The organism is Mycoplasma sp. 10961, from assembly GCF_055523525.1.
On the sequence record NZ_JBVFVD010000001.1, the window covers coordinates 290,420 to 308,510 of the forward strand.

20 protein-coding genes and 2 tRNA genes are annotated in these 18,091 nt (G+C 26.9%); 7 read left to right on the plus strand and 15 right to left on the minus strand.

What is annotated here, in order from left to right:
- Window positions 1-30: 30 nt before the first annotated feature.
- Window positions 31-714: a hypothetical protein gene (locus AC0B4T_RS01315; protein ID WP_465102801.1), complete on the minus strand. Its 684-nt coding sequence runs from the start codon at window positions 712-714 to the stop codon at window positions 31-33.
- On the opposite strand from AC0B4T_RS01315, the gene AC0B4T_RS01320 reads away from it, so the two are divergent.
- Window positions 706-1,854: an IS3 family transposase gene (locus tag AC0B4T_RS01320; RefSeq protein WP_465102802.1), complete on the plus strand. Its 1,149-nt coding sequence runs from the start codon at window positions 706-708 to the stop codon at window positions 1,852-1,854. The genes AC0B4T_RS01315 and AC0B4T_RS01320 overlap by 9 nt on opposite strands.
- Before the next feature lie 696 nt (window positions 1,855-2,550).
- On the plus strand, window positions 2,551-3,108 hold the full coding sequence (locus AC0B4T_RS01325) for a restriction endonuclease subunit S (protein WP_465102803.1): 558 nt from the start codon (window positions 2,551-2,553) through the stop codon (window positions 3,106-3,108).
- Between the two features lie 2 nt (window positions 3,109-3,110).
- Here the strand turns inward: AC0B4T_RS01325 and AC0B4T_RS01330 are convergent, their stop codons facing one another.
- Window positions 3,111-4,049 (minus strand): IS3 family transposase, encoded by a 939-nt coding sequence (locus tag AC0B4T_RS01330; RefSeq protein WP_465103275.1) that lies wholly within the window; start codon window positions 4,047-4,049, stop codon window positions 3,111-3,113.
- Entirely contained in the window at window positions 3,992-4,504 is a 513-nt protein-coding gene (locus AC0B4T_RS01335; RefSeq protein WP_465102804.1) for a transposase, read from the minus strand. The genes AC0B4T_RS01330 and AC0B4T_RS01335 overlap by 58 nt, the downstream gene beginning before the upstream one ends.
- Window positions 4,505-4,547: 43 nt before the next feature.
- Between AC0B4T_RS01335 and AC0B4T_RS01340 the strand changes: the two genes are divergently transcribed.
- A complete protein-coding gene (locus AC0B4T_RS01340; protein WP_465102805.1) occupies window positions 4,548-5,186 on the plus strand; it encodes a restriction endonuclease subunit S in 639 nt (212 codons plus the stop codon).
- Window positions 5,155-5,856 carry a restriction endonuclease subunit S gene (locus AC0B4T_RS01345; protein ID WP_465102806.1) on the plus strand — a complete coding sequence of 234 codons (702 nt, stop codon included), beginning with the start codon at window positions 5,155-5,157 and terminating at the stop codon, window positions 5,854-5,856. Before AC0B4T_RS01340 ends, AC0B4T_RS01345 begins: the two co-directional genes overlap by 32 nt.
- Before the next feature lie 93 nt (window positions 5,857-5,949).
- Here the strand turns inward: AC0B4T_RS01345 and AC0B4T_RS01350 are convergent, their stop codons facing one another.
- The 9 genes from AC0B4T_RS01350 to AC0B4T_RS01390 all read right to left on the minus strand — a co-directional run bounded on the left by AC0B4T_RS01350 (window position 5,950) and on the right by AC0B4T_RS01390 (window position 14,564).
- A complete protein-coding gene (locus AC0B4T_RS01350) occupies window positions 5,950-6,273 on the minus strand; it encodes an HNH endonuclease domain-containing protein (protein ID WP_465102807.1) in 324 nt (107 codons plus the stop codon).
- Window positions 6,274-6,296: 23 nt separating this feature from the next.
- A complete protein-coding gene (locus AC0B4T_RS01355; protein WP_465102808.1) occupies window positions 6,297-7,172 on the minus strand; it encodes an HNH endonuclease domain-containing protein in 876 nt (291 codons plus the stop codon).
- A 60-nt stretch (window positions 7,173-7,232) separates the two neighbouring features.
- Window positions 7,233-8,000: a hypothetical protein gene (locus AC0B4T_RS01360; protein WP_465102809.1), complete on the minus strand. Its 768-nt coding sequence runs from the start codon at window positions 7,998-8,000 to the stop codon at window positions 7,233-7,235.
- Window positions 7,993-10,236, minus strand: coding sequence for a hypothetical protein (locus AC0B4T_RS01365; protein ID WP_465102810.1), 2,244 nt, complete (start codon window positions 10,234-10,236; stop codon window positions 7,993-7,995). Before AC0B4T_RS01365 ends, AC0B4T_RS01360 begins: the two co-directional genes overlap by 8 nt.
- Before the next feature lie 188 nt (window positions 10,237-10,424).
- A tRNA-Leu gene (locus tag AC0B4T_RS01370) sits at window positions 10,425-10,509 on the minus strand.
- Window positions 10,510-10,778: 269 nt separating this feature from the next.
- Complete coding sequence (locus AC0B4T_RS01375) at window positions 10,779-11,387, minus strand: IS30 family transposase (protein ID WP_465102811.1); 609 nt, start codon at window positions 11,385-11,387, stop codon at window positions 10,779-10,781.
- Between the two features lie 37 nt (window positions 11,388-11,424).
- Window positions 11,425-12,573: an IS3 family transposase gene (locus AC0B4T_RS01380; RefSeq protein ID WP_465102614.1), complete on the minus strand. Its 1,149-nt coding sequence runs from the start codon at window positions 12,571-12,573 to the stop codon at window positions 11,425-11,427.
- Window positions 12,574-12,594: 21 nt separating this feature from the next.
- Entirely contained in the window at window positions 12,595-13,266 is a 672-nt protein-coding gene (locus tag AC0B4T_RS01385) for a hypothetical protein (RefSeq protein ID WP_465102812.1), read from the minus strand.
- Window positions 13,254-14,564, minus strand: a complete 1,311-nt coding sequence (locus tag AC0B4T_RS01390; RefSeq protein ID WP_465102813.1) for an IS30 family transposase — start codon at window positions 14,562-14,564, stop codon at window positions 13,254-13,256. Before AC0B4T_RS01390 ends, AC0B4T_RS01385 begins: the two co-directional genes overlap by 13 nt.
- A 74-nt stretch (window positions 14,565-14,638) precedes the next feature.
- Between AC0B4T_RS01390 and AC0B4T_RS01395 the strand changes: the two genes are divergently transcribed.
- Both AC0B4T_RS01395 and AC0B4T_RS01400 read left to right on the plus strand, forming a co-directional pair.
- Window positions 14,639-14,803 carry a hypothetical protein gene (locus AC0B4T_RS01395; protein WP_465102814.1) on the plus strand — a complete coding sequence of 55 codons (165 nt, stop codon included), beginning with the start codon at window positions 14,639-14,641 and terminating at the stop codon, window positions 14,801-14,803.
- Between the two features lie 83 nt (window positions 14,804-14,886).
- Window positions 14,887-14,962, plus strand: a tRNA-His gene (locus tag AC0B4T_RS01400).
- A 142-nt stretch (window positions 14,963-15,104) separates the two neighbouring features.
- Here AC0B4T_RS01400 and tpiA read toward each other — a convergent pair.
- On the minus strand, window positions 15,105-15,839 hold the full coding sequence (gene tpiA, locus AC0B4T_RS01405; protein WP_465102815.1) for a triose-phosphate isomerase: 735 nt from the start codon (window positions 15,837-15,839) through the stop codon (window positions 15,105-15,107).
- Window positions 15,840-15,934: 95 nt separating this feature from the next.
- On the opposite strand from tpiA, the gene recU reads away from it, so the two are divergent.
- Window positions 15,935-16,420, plus strand: a complete 486-nt coding sequence (gene recU / locus AC0B4T_RS01410) for a Holliday junction resolvase RecU (RefSeq protein ID WP_465102816.1) — start codon at window positions 15,935-15,937, stop codon at window positions 16,418-16,420.
- A 1-nt stretch (window position 16,421) separates the two neighbouring features.
- On the opposite strand, the gene AC0B4T_RS01415 is transcribed toward recU, so the two are convergent.
- Together AC0B4T_RS01415 and AC0B4T_RS01420 are read right to left on the minus strand one after the other, a co-directional pair.
- A complete protein-coding gene (locus tag AC0B4T_RS01415; RefSeq protein ID WP_465101665.1) occupies window positions 16,422-16,712 on the minus strand; it encodes an HU family DNA-binding protein in 291 nt (96 codons plus the stop codon).
- Window positions 16,713-16,836: 124 nt separating this feature from the next.
- The gene (locus AC0B4T_RS01420; protein WP_465102817.1) at window positions 16,837-18,027 is read right to left on the minus strand and encodes a hypothetical protein; all 1,191 of its coding nucleotides are present in this window, start codon (window positions 18,025-18,027) and stop codon (window positions 16,837-16,839) included.
- Window positions 18,028-18,091: the final 64 nt, after the last annotated feature.

Sequence of the window (18,091 nt, forward strand, 5' to 3'; positions counted from 1 at the left end):
TACTAAAATGTTAAATTTTGCTGTCCATGTTTAAAAAGTTCTTCTTTTATCAGTATAAATTTTCTTTGGAAATCCATATTTCTTAAATACTATTTCTAACAGTCTTTGATATCCTAATGTTGTTTCTTGTTCTTCAAATCATGCTGCTAATAATGTTCCAGTGGCAACATCAATTGCATGATAAAGATAGAATGGTTTATTATTTTTTAAATATGGTTCAAGCTGTGCATCGATTTCAATAATTTCACCAAATTCTAAATTTTTCTTAATACCCAAAACTTGTCTTTGTTTTTCGTTTTGTTTAATTTGTTTATAATATTTTTTTAATAGCAATGTTGTCTCTTGTGAAGTTTTCTTCTTTGATAATTTTGCTATTTTTCTTCCTCTTTTGGTTGTATGTATATTAAATAATCCTAATTGGTTGAATCTTCTTACCAAAGTTTTGTAAGAAATTTTTTGCCTTATAAAAGAACCATATTCTGAATAATAATAACTTTTAAACGAAAGTTGGTTATTTGTTAGAACACTATTTAAAATAATTTCACATGTTTTTAAATAATCTTTAAACACTAATTCAATTTCTGAATCTGTAACTTTGCAACTTCTTTGTTGATTTTTATTTTTATGACTGATGTTAATTTTAGACAGGGAAAAAATATTCGGACAAAATCCGAATATTTTTAATATAAAGAAAAAGAGGTAGTTATGAGACATTTAAAGACTAAAGAATGAATCAAAATTTTTGACTTATACGATAAATATTTGAACCTGGGAATAACCAAGTCAGAATTTGAAAATTTATGTTTTGATATCAGAAAAGTATACTGAAATAAAGAATCAATGAGAAATATGTTAAAGAAAAGAAAACTGTATAATTTAAATATGAACATAGAATCACAAAGCGGTAAATCACCTAAGAAAGATAAAGGTGTTGGGAGAAAGAAAAAGAAAGTTCTCGATTATACATGAATTGATACTCTTAAAGATGATGAAAAAGATGCAGTTATAAAATACTACTATCGAATTTTTAATGAAAATAATATTGATGCAGATATCTCAAAGATAAAGAAAATCAAGAATCTGTCACATACTAAAAAATCTAAAATGATATGTGTTTCAAGATCTACATATTACGAGAAATTGAAAGATAACAACAAGACTAAAGAACTAAAGGTTAAACACAAAGAAATAATTTTTCAAAGTTTTGTCGAAAATAAAGAAAGGTATGGACGAAGGAGACTTGCTAAATATATTTTCCAAGAATATAATATTCAAATAAATCCTAGAACCCTAGGAAATTATATGAAAAAACTGAATTTGAAAACATTTGTTAGACAAAAACGTAAAACTAAAGAATCTAAAAATACTAGTGTTAAAGTACCTGATTTAGTAAAAAGAGATTATAATTCAAGCAACAATAATATATATGCAACAGACGTGACCTATATACCAGCACCAAAAGATATTGAACAGAATCATATTTATTTATCTGCAATTATTGATCATAAAACTAAGTTTGTGACCTATGAATTATCACTTAGAAATGATACTGAACTAATTTTGAATAATATCACCAATACAAAATTCAAAAATAATTTTATTTTACATTCTGACCATGGAACTGCTTATTCTTCGCTTGAATATACTAAAAAAATAAAATCACTAAAAGGTAAAATATCAATGTCAAGAATTGGTAATAGTCTTGATAATCGTGAAATTGAGTATTTCTTTTCAATTCTTAAAAGTGAAATTTTCCCAAATTTTGATCAAACCTGTAAAAGACTTACTTTTATTGAATTATCACAAAAAATCAAAGAATTTATAAGCTGATATAATTATAAAAGAATAAGATAAAAAAACCTTCCCAAAGCATTCCGTTTGGCTTAGCCAAATGGTATGGTTGGGGAAGGTAAAACCGTCCGAAAAAAATTTCCCAGTTTATTATTTTTTTATATCTTTTTACAGTTGATACACTAAGGTTTGTAATTAAACTAAGTTGAGATAAAGATTTTTCAATATTAGCAGCAATTAATATGAGAGATTGCTGTTTTTTTTAATTCGTAGTTTGTTAAGTTTTTGTACTTATCTATGTTATGTTTAAATACCATAAATAATTTATACCATATTTTAATTAAATTAGTTCACTTTCCAAGGGATTTATATATGGACCTAAATAGTTGTCATTGGACACTTTTCGATATTTGTCAAAAACACAAATATATTTTTCTAAATTTTTCATATAATTTTAAAGTCTCCTTTCATTTTTTTAAAATTTATTAATACAACTATTTTATTACAAGGCAGACAAAAACAATGTCACATGCAAAAAAACTTGCATGTGACATTTCCATTTAATATTTTTTTGTTGGGTTGTTTTTGATACTTTATTTAGTGAAATATTATTAGAGATAAAGTTGTAAATCAATAATAATACTTAATTATCTTACATTATATTTTAAATATTAATTTTTAGACAAGATGTCATTTGCAATTACATATAATAAATATAATATGATAAAATTTATTTTAATTATACATTAAGGAATCATTATGAATAAAATCGAAAAACTTATTAATGAACTATGCCCTAATGGGGTTAAATATAAAAAACTAAGTGATGTAGTAAAAATCAACCGGGGAAAAAGAGTTACTAAAAGTAGTTTAAATGATACTTTTCAATATGAAGTATATCATGGTAGTAAAGATTTAATCCTTGGTAAATATAATATGTTCAATGTTCCTGCAGGGACAGTTATAGTTGTTAATACCGGTAGCATTGGCGGAGTTAAATATATAGACGAACCTTTTTGGTGTTCTGATGGGAGTTTTTGGCTTGGACATGATGAGCAAATAAATAATAAATTTCTTTATTATATCTTAGTGCGATATGAAGATTATTTCAAAAGCAAAAGAAGAGTGGGAGGAGTTCCAACAATTGAGCGAAGCGTTGTCGAAGAAATAAATATTCCCCTCCCGCCCCGCGCGGTCCAAGATGAAATTGTTAAAATTCTTGATAATTTCACAGAACTTACCACAGAACTTACCACAGAACTTACCACAGAACTTAAATACCGTAAGCAATATAGTGAACCCATAAAATTGGACTAAAATTAATTTAAGGATTGATGCCTATATCCTAAAGGTGTCAGTCCTTTTAATTTTGTAATAATTCGTTTTTTGTTGTAATAATTTATATACTTGCGCATTGCTTTTTCTAAGTCTTCTAGAGTTTTGAATTCTTTTTCATGACCATAAAACATTTCGTTTTTCATGGTTCCAAAAAATATTTCAATAACACAATTATCATAGCAATTTCCCTTTCGCGACATACTTTGTTTAATACCTCTTTTACTTAATTTGTCACGATATTGTTTCATTTGATATTGCCATCCCTGGTCAGAATGTAAAATTAATCCATTAAGATTTTTATACTTTTTAAAAGCTTTATTTAGCATTTGATTCACTTGTTGAAAATTAGGACTTTTTGAAATTGTGTATGAAACAACTTCGCGGTTATGTACATCTATAATTGGTGATAAATATAGTTTTCCACTTGCTATTTTGAATTCAGAAACATCAGTGCTTCAAGTTTGATTCAATTTTGTAGTTTTGAAATTTCGCTCATAATAAGTGTTATGATTCTTTTTGTCAACAATCCTTGTAAGGAGTAAGTTATTACAAATTTTTCCAATTTCACCTTTATATGATTTATATTTTGATTTTGGCTGTAAACCAAATAAATTAAGTAATTTCATCAATCTTTTAACCCTTTTATGGTTAATAATATAACCTCTATTTCTTAGTTCTAAACAAATTCTTCGATATCCATAACGGGATTTATTCTCATTAAAAATATTCGTTATTACTTGTTTTAAATCAAAATCTTTATCATTTTTTGAAAAACTTTGAACAATATAAAAGTATGTTGATTTTGCTAATTGGAAAAATTCTAGCATTAATCTTAATTTATATTTATGCCTTGATTCAAATATTACTTTTGCTTTTTCTTGTTTGGTTGCTCTGTCCTTTGTTGAACCAAGGCTCTCAATTTTTTTAAGAGGTCCACCTCCATTTCAAGCTGGGCATTTCTTTCTTCGAGTTCTTTAATTCTAGATAATGTTTTATCTTGTTTTGGATTATTATTCTTTGGCATGGTCATTGGTATTTTACCTTTCTTTTTATTTATAAGACCATTATACCCAAATAATTTAAATTTTTTCACTCATGAATTAATTATTCCAGTATTAATTAATAGTTCTGCTTCCAAAGAGCGGATGGGTTTACCATTTAATACTTGCTTAATAATTTGTAATTTAAAACTAGGACTGAAGTTTCGTCGTTTATTTCTTTCTGTAAATATTTCTAATCCGTGGAGGTTGTACAAACGCTTTATAAACTGAATTGTACGCATATTAACATTAAAAATTTCGGCAATTTGTTTGCTACTCTTACCAGTTTTATATAGTTTTATAATCTTTAGTTTATCTTCTAATTTTAACTTCATAATAAAAACCCCCTAAGTTTTACCAATTGATTTGGTCCAACTTGTGGGGTTCACTATACAACAATATGAATATTACCGGGATAAATTATTAACTTTTGATGATTCAAAAGTTAATATTGAGTATAAAAGAATTGATCAATTATTTAAACTAAGTAGAGGAATCGTTATCTCTAAAGATTATATTAGAGATAACCCAGGAGAATATCCAGTATATTCATCACAAACTGAAAATAATGGGGAACTTGGTAAAATTAATAAATATCAATACGATGGAGAATATATTACTTGGACCACAGACGGAGCACATGCTGGAACTGTATTTTATCGTAATGGTAAATTTAATATTACTAATATTTGTGGATTATTAGATCTTAAAACAAATGATAATATAAAATACCTATATTATGCATTATCCATTCGTACAAAAGAACACGTAAATATCGGAATGGGTAATGCCAAACTTATGAGTAATGTTATGGCTGGTATTAAAATTCCCCTTCCTCCTCTTCCGGTCCAAAACCGCATTGCAGAAGTCTTAGACAACTTTGAGCAAATTTGTCATGATCTCAAAATTGGACTGCCTTCTGAAATATCTTTAAGACAAAAACAATATGAATATTATAGAGATCTCTTATTATCATTTAATATTAATGATATTGAGAGAGAGAGAGAGAGAAGATAATTCAGGATTAGCCAAATTATTTGAATATGTCTTTGGGTTTGAACTAGTTAGTTTTGGGTATGGTGTTAAATATAAACCTTTATGAGAAATAACTATTTGAAACAAAAAGTTTCAGGATGTTGCTTCTCATAAACAACAAGATATTTATAAATACAAAAAATATTTTAGTGCTAAAGAACTAAAAGATTTAGCAGATGATAAAGGTACAATTAAAATCTTAACTACTAATAAAACCAACATATTTGCTAACGAATCAAAAGTTAGCAAATATGTTGATGAGCAAGAAGTAGTTTACCTGCCAACGGGTGGCAATGCCATAGCGCAATATTATAAAGGCAAATTCATTACTGGGGGTAATGTAATTGCATTACCTAGAGACAGTAATGAACTAAACATAAGATATTTATATTATGTATTAAATAATAAATTAGATTTAATTGAATCTTATTACAGAGGTGCAGGAATCAAGCATCCACATATGCCTGATATTTTGGAAATTCTTATACCTCTCCCTCCTCTTCAAATTCAAAACAAAATAGCAAGTATCCTAGATAAATTCTCTGACTTAACAAATGATTTAACTAAAGGCTTACCGGCAGAAATAAACCTTAGACAAAAACAATATGAATATTATAGGGATAGGTTGTTAGGTTTTAGAGAAACAAAATAACGATAATTAAAAAATATAGTGAACACCCGCAAGTTAGACCAATTAATTTAGTCCAACTTGCGGGTGTCTCTATACTGTAGTTTAGCTGTGTATTTATTTTGCTTTAACAACTTTATAAACTTTTGATTTACCTTTTACTTTTTTGCAAGTAAAATTAATTCCATTAGCTACGAAGCCAGGGAATTTATCACCTTTTTCTTGGTTAGTTTTACAATGAGTTATTTGTAAATTGTCTTGTGCATCAGTTCCGCCTTTTACTTCTGGAAATATATGATCAACATTTCAACAATGTTGACTTGCTTCATTTCCATAATCTGATCTTTTTATAGATCTTCCAGCAAAATCTTTAGCATATTCTTTACCACCAAAAAATTCATCCCATAATTTGTCGAGTGCTGTTTCTTTATTGATTTTCATAATTACCTCTTTCTATGATTAATTTACTTATTTGATAATTTTTCTCTTAAGTCTGTATAAGAGTAGTTATATTTTCCATATCCATATGTGAAATTAAGATTAGGTACATTTTCTTTAGCCTCAGTATTTTGATATACTAGATTATTTATATATAAAGAATTATCGTTATGATTATAACTTATATTAAACTCACAAAGTTTTGCTTGATGATACATATCTTTTGCATTAGTATAATTTTTTAGTTGATAATAAATTTGATATTTAGTCATATACTTTTTGTTTAAAAAGTAATACCCTAAATATGTGTTTAGCAAAATGCATATATCAAGCAGTTCAGATACATCGTCTTTAAATGGACAATTATAGTTTTTAGCAATGTAAATATTGCTACTAAAACCTTTATTAATCGAATAAGGGATGCTATCTTCACCTAATATTTTTTCTATAAATTCGATAACTGCAGGATTTGATACGTTTTCTAGTTTTATTAAAATTGATCCAATTCACCTTGTCTTACTATCTTTATTTTCTAGCTTTTTCAAATAGTTTAAGCCAATATTAGCGTCCAAGAATTTACTTTTGGTACTTTTTACTTCCTCAACTTTATAAGATCCATTATGTTTTACTATTTGGAAATTCTTATTGTTGGCTTTAAATGTCGGAAAATTATCACCTTTTTCTTGGTTAGTTTTACAATGAGTTATTTGTAAATTTTCCTTATTGCTCCCACCATTTTGGCTCAGTGGGAGGATATGATCAATATTTCAACAATATTGGCTTTTGAGATTATTAAAATCACTTTTTTGAATTTTTCGACCTGAAAAATCCTTAGTCTTTTGACATTGTCTTCCGTATCTTGAACTCCAAAGAGCCATTGCATTTTTATGATTTATTTCCATTTCTTCCTCCTTAACTATTCCAAAAATATAATTTTGGCATAGTTTTCTTTAAAATTTTTATTATCTTCCTAACACACTTTCAATTGATTCGACTGCATCTTTAACTTTTCCAATCTCATTAACAAGAGGTTTAATTTCAGCAATTGTTTCAGTTTGAGATAAAATATCCTTAGTATTCCTATAACTATCATATCGACGTTGTATTAATATTATTTTATATTTTCCAGGTGCTAAGTTTAAGAGTTCAAAGAATTCTAAAGTATAGTCAAAGTTCAAATCTGATTTTTGTCCACTACCATCATAAATTTTGTATTCAATAATTGATCCATCTTCTTTGTTGGTATCCTGATAATAAACTTTAATTTCTCTCCGGTCCGTACCTTCTACATTTTTTCAAAAAATATCGAGAAAATCAATTCCAGGATTAACAACTAAAGCACCATTTTTATATTTTGCATTTGTTTCTTGGTTTTTATTATCCTTATCTCATTTTTCTTTGTCTGCTAAAACAACTTTAATTGGCAATGCATAATTATCAGCAAGATTATCTTTAAAAGATATCAATAATTTTCGGTTATCAGATTTAAACTCATAATCAATGCTTATTACATCATTTATATGAGTATATTTTTTGTTTTGATAAGTAATACATTCTATTGCAGGGCTTGAAAAGATGATTTTGTAACCTTCAATGTGATAATTTTCGTTTTGGACTAATTGCAGAACAAGCATTGAATTATCCTCATACAAATAAGAAGATTCCGAACCTTTTGAAGATACAAATGAAACAACTTCTTTATTTAATAAGTATTTTATATATTTATTCATCCTTTGCCCCTTCATTTATTGTGTCTAATAAATTTATGCAAGTTTTTAATTCATCATTTGATAGTTGTTTGTCTTGTTTATCGATGTTTGAAAAACTACCGTGTGTTATATCGTTGCGTTTTTTTCTAAGTTTATGCAATAGTTTTTGTTTTTCCTCTAATTCTTTGATTTTACTATCATTGTAATAATCAGAATCCCTCTCAACTTTAACTTTCTCATGCTCAAAATATTTGTTTATCCATTCATGGATGTTATCGCCATATTTATCTTTATATTTGTATTTATATGCAAAGATAGCTTCCAAACGTCTATAAATGTTGATAATGCACATTCCTATATTTCCAGAATTTAAAAGTTTAAGTAGGTTTTTTGAACTAAATTCATTATTAATTTTTTCAAAATGGTTCTTCATAGCTTTTTCATTAGTAATTGATTCAATAACATCCTCAAGTTTTTGCTTATATTGTTTTCAAAAGTTTTCTTTAACTTTTTTAAGATTGCTTTTAACAGTAAATTCATTATACTCATCTAATAAAGGAAAATTTTGAGATTCAATAGTTAATAGTTCTTTATAGAGTTTTGTATCTATATCTAAAGTTGCTGGTGAGTCATAGCTATCTTCAAATGAGTTATAGCTATTTTCAAACTTGTTCATCTTATTAAAAATACTCTTTGATCAACTTTCAAGTATTTTTAATTCACCTTCTTTTATTTGTTCTTGAGTATATTTGTGTTCTATTGCTGTTTTAGTTCTTAAATAATCAGTATGTGATATGATTCCTTTACGTATATAATCATTAGGCATAAATAATTCATCAGCAAGTTCATAAATTAAATCAACGTTTTTTGCAATAACTGCATCAGCTAAAAAATTATAACCCAAATCAATAGCGAATTGATATACTTCTCTCCACATATTATTTTTAACACTTGTTTTAATTAATTCATTATAACTAATATATTTATCTATAATAAATGGCTTAAGCCCTCTGATTTTAGCAACTAAATCTGTAAGTTTTTGCCCATACTCTTCTTTACTTAGGCCACAATCATCATTTAATAAAGATTTTAAGTCTAAAACACCATGTTTAGTATGCTTTGCAACTAAAATATCTTCTAAAGGTTTAGAATCTAATCATTCTAATTCAAAAATTTGCATATCTTTGTTTGATACAGTAGTTACTTCAAGTTGATTCACTTTTTGCTTTAACTTTAAATTAAAATCATTAAACTTTTTGAGCCATACTATATCTTTTTCTTCTTTTGCTAAATTAAAAGCATCTTTAATTGGGTTAAAATGTTCATAAGAATATTCTTTATCATTATTATAAGGTCTATAACGTCTATTTTCATACTTATAATATGATTCTCTAGCATATTCTAATCTTCTTGCTTTGTCAACTATCATTCTGTCTAAGAGTTCAAAATGCTTATTTTTATAAAGTTCAAGCATTATCTCATTTGTTGAATTATAATTAGTATTTTTAAATTCAAGTTTAGACATATATTCCAAGACATCTTTAACATTTTTTGTAAAGAGGCTTTTAAATGTTGCGGTTAGATCTGAGTATCTATAATTATGTTTGTAATCTATTGCCTTTAATCCAGCAGCATAATTACTATCAATACATAAACTAATGTATTTATTTAAACGTTTCATGTCCAAAGATACAGAATTACTATAACTTCAAGAATTTCCATAAATTACCCATGGTCATTTGTCTGATGAACGAGAATTAGTTTCATATCAATCATCAGGTAAATCAACAATATTATCTAAAAGACATTCTTTAAAAATATTAATTGCTTTATGTTCGTAAAGTGCATCAATTACCTTTCTAGTTAATTGATAATATTCTTTTGTACCTTTTTGACCAGATTCAAATTTATGAAAAATATTAAATAAATTTGTATATCCATATTGTTTAAATAAAGTAGCATCATCTTTAGAAATTAAGTGTAAAGGGCTTGTTTGATCATTAATATCTCCAAGTCATTTATCATCATTATTTGAAGAATACATTTTTTCATCATATGGTTCTCCGGTTAATAAAGTAATTATATTAACCTTAAATATATCAGTTAGTTTAAAACAAACTGATATATTTGGTATTCAGTCGCTTTTAAATAATGTATATACATTATCAATACTAAGACCTAACTTTTGAGATATTTCGCCTCAAAAAATATCCTTCTCATTTTTAAACCTTAAAATTCGATCTTTTAATATTTCCATATTTTTCTCCTTAATTTTTTTGCTTATAGTATATGTTTAATTATATTTTATAAATATAAGAATATTAAAAATATTACCCCCCCCCCGTAATCATTAAAATAAATTTTAATAATTACGGGTGAGATAATTTACGGGTCAGTTGAGAAATGCTTCCTCAACCTCCATATATGATAAAATACATATAATAATGGTGCCCAAGACAGGACTTGAACCTGCACGGATTGCTCCACTAGATCCTTAGTCTAGCGTGTCTGCCAATTCCACCACTCGGGCAAATACTAAGTTTTAAACTTTAGATTAAAATTATAACACATAAAAATGTTGTTTCCAAATATTTTTTAAAAATTGTGCAAAATGTTTTTTGGAAAAGTCACTTGCGAGATGTTAACAAAATAATTGTCTTTTAATTTTAACATAGATTTTAAATAAAAAATGTATGAGAAAACAGAAAACACGGCAGTGTTTTCTCGTTGGTTTTGCTTACTTTTGTCAAAAGTAAGGCCCCTTTGATTGCAATCAAAGGCGGGGGATTAAAAAATTTCTTAGGTTATCTTATATTGCCTTACAACTTGACGATAGTTATTTATTTTATCCATCATATAATCAATTTCTTGCTGAGAGTATTTATCTAAGCTTTTTCCTTTGGGAATGTAATACCTAATTAAGCGGTGCATATTTTCTATTGAACCTTTTTGTCATGAACTATATGGTTGGCATTTAAATAGTCTTTCAGTTGGAATAACCTGGTGCAATAAGACATTTTCACTACCGTTATCAACAGTTAAAGTTTTAATGTCTAAGTTGTGTTTCTTGATTAGTTTGACAAGAGTTTGTTTGATAGCTTTGGAGTTGCGTTTTGAGAGCATAGCATAAGACATTCTGGTTTGCCGTTCAATTATGGTCACAATACAATATGTATCATTGATTTTACCAATAACGGTGTCTAATTCAAAATGGCCGTGTTCAGAGCGATCATTAATATAAGCTGGACGTTTTGAAATTTCTGTAGCATATTTTAATGTTTTAGGTTTGGTTTGCTTTTGCTTCCTTATGCCATATTTGCCTTCAGATTTTTTAACAATATGGTCAAAATCAAGGAAATAAACTGGGAAATTTTTTTCGGACGGTTTAACCTTCCCCAACCATACCATTTGGCTAAGCCAAACGGAATGCTTTGGGAAGGTTTTTTTATCTTATTCTTTTATAATTATATCAGTTTATAAATTCTTTGATTTTTTGTGATAATTCAATAAAAGTAAGTTTTTTACAGGTTTGATCAAAATTTGGGAAAATTTCACTTTTAAGAATTGAAAAGAAATACTCAATTTCACGATTGTCAAGACTATTACCAATTCTTGACATTGATATTTTACCTTTTAGTGATTTTATTTTTTTAGTATATTCGACCGACGAATAAGCAGTTCCATGGTCAGAATGTAAAATAAAATTATTTTTGAATTTTGTATTACTGATATTATTCAAAATTAGTTCAGTATCATTTCTAAGTGATAATTCATAGGTCACAAACTTAGTTTTATGATCAATAATTGCAGATAAATAAATATGATTTTGTTCAATATCTTTTGGTGCTGGTATGTAGGTCACGTCTGTTGCATATATATTATTGTTACGTGAATTATAATCTCTTTTTACTAAATCAGGTATTTTAATACTAGTATTTTTAGATTCCTTGGTTTTACGTTTTTGTCTAACAAATGTTTTCAAATTAAGCTTTTTCATATAATTTCCTAGGGTTCTAGGATTTATTTGAATATTATATTCTTGGAAAATATATTTAGCAAGTCTCCTTCGTCCATACCTTTCTTTATTTTCGACAAAACTTTGAAAAATTATTTCTTTGTGTTTAACCTTTAGTTCTTTAGTCTTGTTGTTATCTTTCAATTTCTCGTAATATGTAGATCTTGAAACACATATCATTTTAGATTTTTTAGTATGTGAAAGATTCTTGATTTTCTTTATCTTTGAGATATCTGCATCAATATTATTTTCATTAAAAATTCGATAGTAGTATTTTATAACTGCATCTTTTTCATCATCTTTAAGAGTATCAATTCATGTATAATCGAGAACTTTCTTTTTCTTTCTCCCAACACCTTTATCTTTCTTAGGTGATTTACCGCTTTGTGATTCTATGTTCATATTTAAATTATACAGTTTTCTTTTCTTTAACATATTTCTCATTGATTCTTTATTTCAGTATACTTTTCTGATATCAAAACAGAAATTATCAAATTCTGCCTTCGTTATTCCCAGGTTCAAATATTTATCGTATAAGTCAAAAATTTTGATTCATTCTTTAGTCTTTAAATGCCTCATAACTACCTCTCTTTCTTTATATTAAAAATATTCGGATTTTGTCCGAATATTTTTTCCCTGTCTAAAATAAGGGTATTTTTTAATTATTTTATAAATTGTACTAGGCGAAGGAGCAAATTCATCAGGGGATAATTTTTTAAAAGAATTCACAAGATAGGTAACTGATTTCTTAACTTCTTTTTGCTGCAAATTCTTTTTATTTCTATTTTTATTATATGTATTAAGCTCACTATACCAATATTTTCTGTAGGCCTTTCATTTCTCTTTAATTGTATCACTTACAAAAAAGAGTCGAGAAAATGAATAACCTAATAAATGTTCGTATAGTTTAGTAAAATTAAGGGTTTTAACCCGCATTACTCTTTTTGAACACTTAGGACAAACATAGCGATTTTGTTTATCTAAACTAAGTGGTCTGCGATTTGTAATAATTTGGATTTTGCTTTTTATACTTCGAATGTCTCTATCAAAAATCTTGGCTACTTCTTGGATTGAGAAGCCTTCAGAAAGTACTTGTAAAATATTATAAAGTTGTTCTAGATCGATTTGATCTGATCGTAATTTTCGTTGTGTCCCAAGAGCTCCTTGCATTTTCAAGATAGTATTGTAATTCTCTTCAATTTTAAAATGTTGATATTTATTTTCTTTTCGATATTTGTCAAAAACACAAATATATTTTTCTAAATTTTTCATATAATTTTAAAGTCTCCTTTCATTTTTTTAAAATTTATTAATACAACTATTTTATTACAAGGTAGACAAAAACAATGTCACATGCAAAAAACTTTCATGTGACATTTCCAATTAATAGTTATCTTATATTGCCGTACAACTTGCCGATAGTTATTTATTTTTTCCATCATATAATCAATTTCTTGCTGAGAGTATTTATCTAAGCTTTTTCCTTTGGGAATGTAATACCTAATTAAGCGGTGCATATTTTCTATTGAACCTTTTTGTCATGAACTATATGGTTGGCATTTAAATAATCTTTCAGTTGGAATAACCTGGTGCAATAAGACATTTTCACTACCATTATCAACAGTTAAAGTTTTAATGTCTAAGTTATGTTTCTTGATTAGTTTTAGAAGAGTTTGTTTGATAGCTTTGGAGTTGCGTTTTGAGAGCATAGCATAAGACATTCTGGTTTGCCGTTCAATTATCGTCACAATACAATATGTATCATTGATTTTACCAATAACGGTGTCTAATTCAAAATGTCCGTGTTCAGAGCGATCATTAATATAAGCTGGACGTTTTGAAATTTCTGTAGCATATTTTAATGTTTTAGGTTTGGTTTGCTTTTTCTTCCTTATGCCATATTTGCCTTCAGATTTTTTAACAATTTGGTCAAATTCAAGGAAATAAGGGTATTTTTTGATTATTTTATAAATTGAACTAGGTGAGGGAGCAAATTCATCAGGGGATAATTTTTTAAAATAATTCACAAGATAGGTAACTGATTTCTTAACTTCTTTTTGCTGCAAATTCTTTTTATTTCTATTTTTATTGTATGTATTAAGCTCACTATACCAATATTTTCTGTAGGCCTTTCATTTCTCTTTAATTGTATCACTTACAAAAAAGAGTCGCGAAAATGAATAGCCTAATAAATGTTCGTATAGTTTACTAAAATTAAGGGTTTTAACCCGCATTACTCTTTTTGAACACTTAGGACAAACATAGCGATTGTGTTTATCTAAACTAAGTGGTCTGCGATTTGTAATAATTTGGATTTTACTTTTTATACTTCGAATGTCTCTATCAAAAATCTTGGCTACTTCTTGGATTGAGAAGCCTTCAGAAAGTTCTTGTAAAATATTATAAAGTTGTTCTAGATCGATTTGATCTGATCGTAATTTTCGTTGTGTCCCAAGAGCTCCTTGCATTTTCAAGATAGTATTGTAATTCTCTTCAATTTTAAAATGTTGATATTTATTTTCTTTTCGATATTTGTCAAAAACACAAATATATTTTTCTAAATTTTTCATATAATTTTAAAGTCTCCTTTCATTTTTTTAAAATTTATTAATACAACTATTTTATTACAAGGCAGACAAAAACAATGTCACATGCAAAAAACTTGCATGTGACATTTCCAATTAATACCTTTAGCAATATTTATATTAGTTACAAAACTATTTTAGATAAGCATATCAATGGTTTATACAAAATAACTATGTCTTGTGTTTTAAAACTAATTGATTGTAATCTTTGATATTTACAATAACTAATATCAAAAAACAGCCATAAAAAACAATAATTTAGTATTTGGAATTTTAAAAATTAGTGTATAATTATATCGCAAATATGGCGGTTGTGGTGAAGTGGTTAACACAGCGGGTTGTGGTCCCGTCATTCGCGGGTTCGAATCCCGTCAACCGCCCCAAAATTTACCTTGGTTAATTTATTATAAATTAACCAAGGTAAATTTTTATATTTTATTTTTTTTAATCTAAATAATTGTTAAAAATTGTTTTAAAAAATATGCGTTATTTAAACGCATATTTTATAATAAATTAATTCTAAGATTATTTACCTAAGGTTAAAAGTTGCATGAAGCTTTCTGGTTCTAATGAAGCTCCACCAACTAAAAATCCGTTAATATCAGGTTGGGTCGCTAATTCAACAATATTTTTAGGAGATACACTTCCTCCATATTGGACAACTAAATCATTTGAAGTAAGTTCATGAATGTATGCACAAACATCTTGTGCAATTTCAGCTGTCGCAACTTTACCAGTCCCAATTGCTCAAACAGGCTCATATGCCACAACGATTTTAGATAAATCCAAATCATTAACTGATCCTTCAATTTGTTTTTTAACTACTTCTTTAGTTAAACCTTGTTCATATTCTTCTAAAGTTTCACCAACACAAATAACTGGAGTTAGCCCTTTTTCTAATGCTAATTTAGCTTTAGAATATACTGTTTTATTACATTCATTATGATACGTTCTTCTTTCTGAATGTCCTAAAATAACATATTTAACATCTAAATCAAGAAGCATATCTGCTGATACTTCTCCAGTATATGCTCCTTTAACATGTTTTGACATATCTTGTGCAGCTAGTTTTAAACCTTGCACTTGATTTGTCTTAAAAGCACTTAAATTAGCATATGGAACAGCAACAGAAAAGGCAGTATCCTTAGCAATAATTTGGTTTTTTTGGTTATATAAATCTTGGAATTTATTTATAAAATCTAAGGTTTCTGAATATGTTTTATTCATTTTTCAGTTACCAATAATAAGTAATTTGTTCATCTAATTCCCTTTCTAAATAACTAATGATTTATTTAAATTTTATCAAAAATGTTTATTTTTTGTATTTTTTAAATAAAAATAATATTAAGATTAATATGACAAAGAACCGCGGCATGTTTTTAGAAAAAATTATTAATCAAACAATTAATTATTACTGGGAAACTAATTATGCTTTTATTCATAAGAAAAACCTGGATATTTCCCTTAAGAAAATAAATAAAAATAATGATCAAAAAATAATAGTAAATAAAGGATATATAAGTAAAAAATCAACGGTAGACTATATCGGGATGTATCAAGGAAAATTCGTCTGTTTTGAAGCTAAAAGTTGCAACGAAGATCGTTTTGATTTAAGCAACTTAAAAACCCATCAAATTAATTATTTAAAATTAATAAAGTGAAATGGCGGCCTTGCTTTTATCATTTTATTTTTTAGCAATAAAGATTTATTTTTTAAAGTAGAAATTGAATATATTTTAGAATTATTAAACCAAAAGCAAAAAAGTATCCGAATTGAAGAATTAATTAAAAACTCTAAAGTTTTAACTTTAGAGTTTCCAGGTATTTTAAATATTTTATAAACTATTTAAAATCAATCAAATCACGTAAGTATTTAGATGGTTTGTATTTAACAACTCTCTTACGCGGAACAACTTGTTGTTCTTTTGTAAATCTGTTAGTAATTGTACGTTGCGGTTTAACAACGGTTGAGAAGATACCAAAATCAGCTAAACGTACTGAATCTTCAGCTAATAATTGTTCTTTTAGAACAAATAACATTTCTTCTAAAATTTGATCAACTTGTTTAGGTGTTAAATTTAAGGTATCCTCAACTCTTTCAGATACTTGAGTTACAAATTCTTTTTTTGTCATTTTGTCTCCTAAATGATTTATTTATTTGTTTAAGTATTATAACCTATTTTTTAAAAGTTAAGTTAAAAAATAATTTATCTTAAATATTATACACTATATTTAAATAACTATACCAGAAGGTTTTTTATAAATCTTCAGAGGTTGTATTAGTCTCTGGTGCTTTTGTTGTAAAAGTTTTATTTGATTCTGTTAATGAAATAGACTCATTATTATATTTTAATGACGTAATAGTAATAGTTTGGCCTTTTGGTAAATCGTAAATATATGCATTTAAAACATTATTTTTAAGACTAAAATTTAACTCACTATATTGAAAACTTTCCAAATTAAATAATATTTCTAATTTAGAAGAATTAAAATTTGTAATAGTTTGGTTAAGAGTTAATGTCAAATTACCATTAACATTTGTTTCATCGGAATCGTCAGCTACAAATTGAACTTTCTCTAAATTTAGATTACTTTGTCTTGGTTGGATGTTTTCGTTTTTTGATCCATTATTACCATGATCATGATCATGGTTATTTTCAATTTCTTTAACGGGAGGATTCGAATTTTCAACAGAATCAGTTTTTTGAACATCTTCAGGTTTTGTGCCTGCTTTAAATGTTATTGATTCTTGAGGAAGTTTAATAACCTCATCTTTATATGCAATTTTTAAAATTTGATAATCAAAGTTTTCTGCTAAGTCATATAATTCAAAAAATAATTTATTATCTTTATATTGAGTATGTCATAAGTTAGGATTAAATATACCATCATATTCTTCATCTAAACCGTCTGGATAATTAATATGTAATTTAAATTCCATTTTTTCAGCTTCTGTTGGTATTTTATTTAAAGTTACAATTACACCTAAACTAGTATGGTCATTTTCATTAAAATCAAAATTAATTGAATTAATTTGAAATTGAGAGTTATTCGAAGTTTGTTGTTTTGGTTGCTCTGGTTCTGTGTCTTTAATATTTTTCTCTCCATTTGTTTCATTTGGATACTTTGTTTGCGGAGTTTTCTCTTGTGAATCTCCTGAGTCTGTTGGCTTGTTTTCTTTATCTTGATCTTGGAGTCTCTCACCCCCAAGATTATTATCCTTTGGAGTCTCTTTTTTAGTTTCGTTATTTGGGTCAATTTTAGGTTCAATTATTGGTTTAGGCGAAGGTGCTGGAGTAGGATTTGTGCCAATAGAATTTCTAAAATCAATTTTTATATTTGAAAATGGATCAGAATCTTGCTCTTGTTTTGCACATGATACAATAGCAAATATCGGTGTAATAGAAAAAGCTACTGGCATTAAGAATTTCTTGTAAAGTTTTTTCATTTTTACCTCTTTTCAATTTTTTGTAATGTTTATATATTACTGTATAGTAATATTATATAACTTT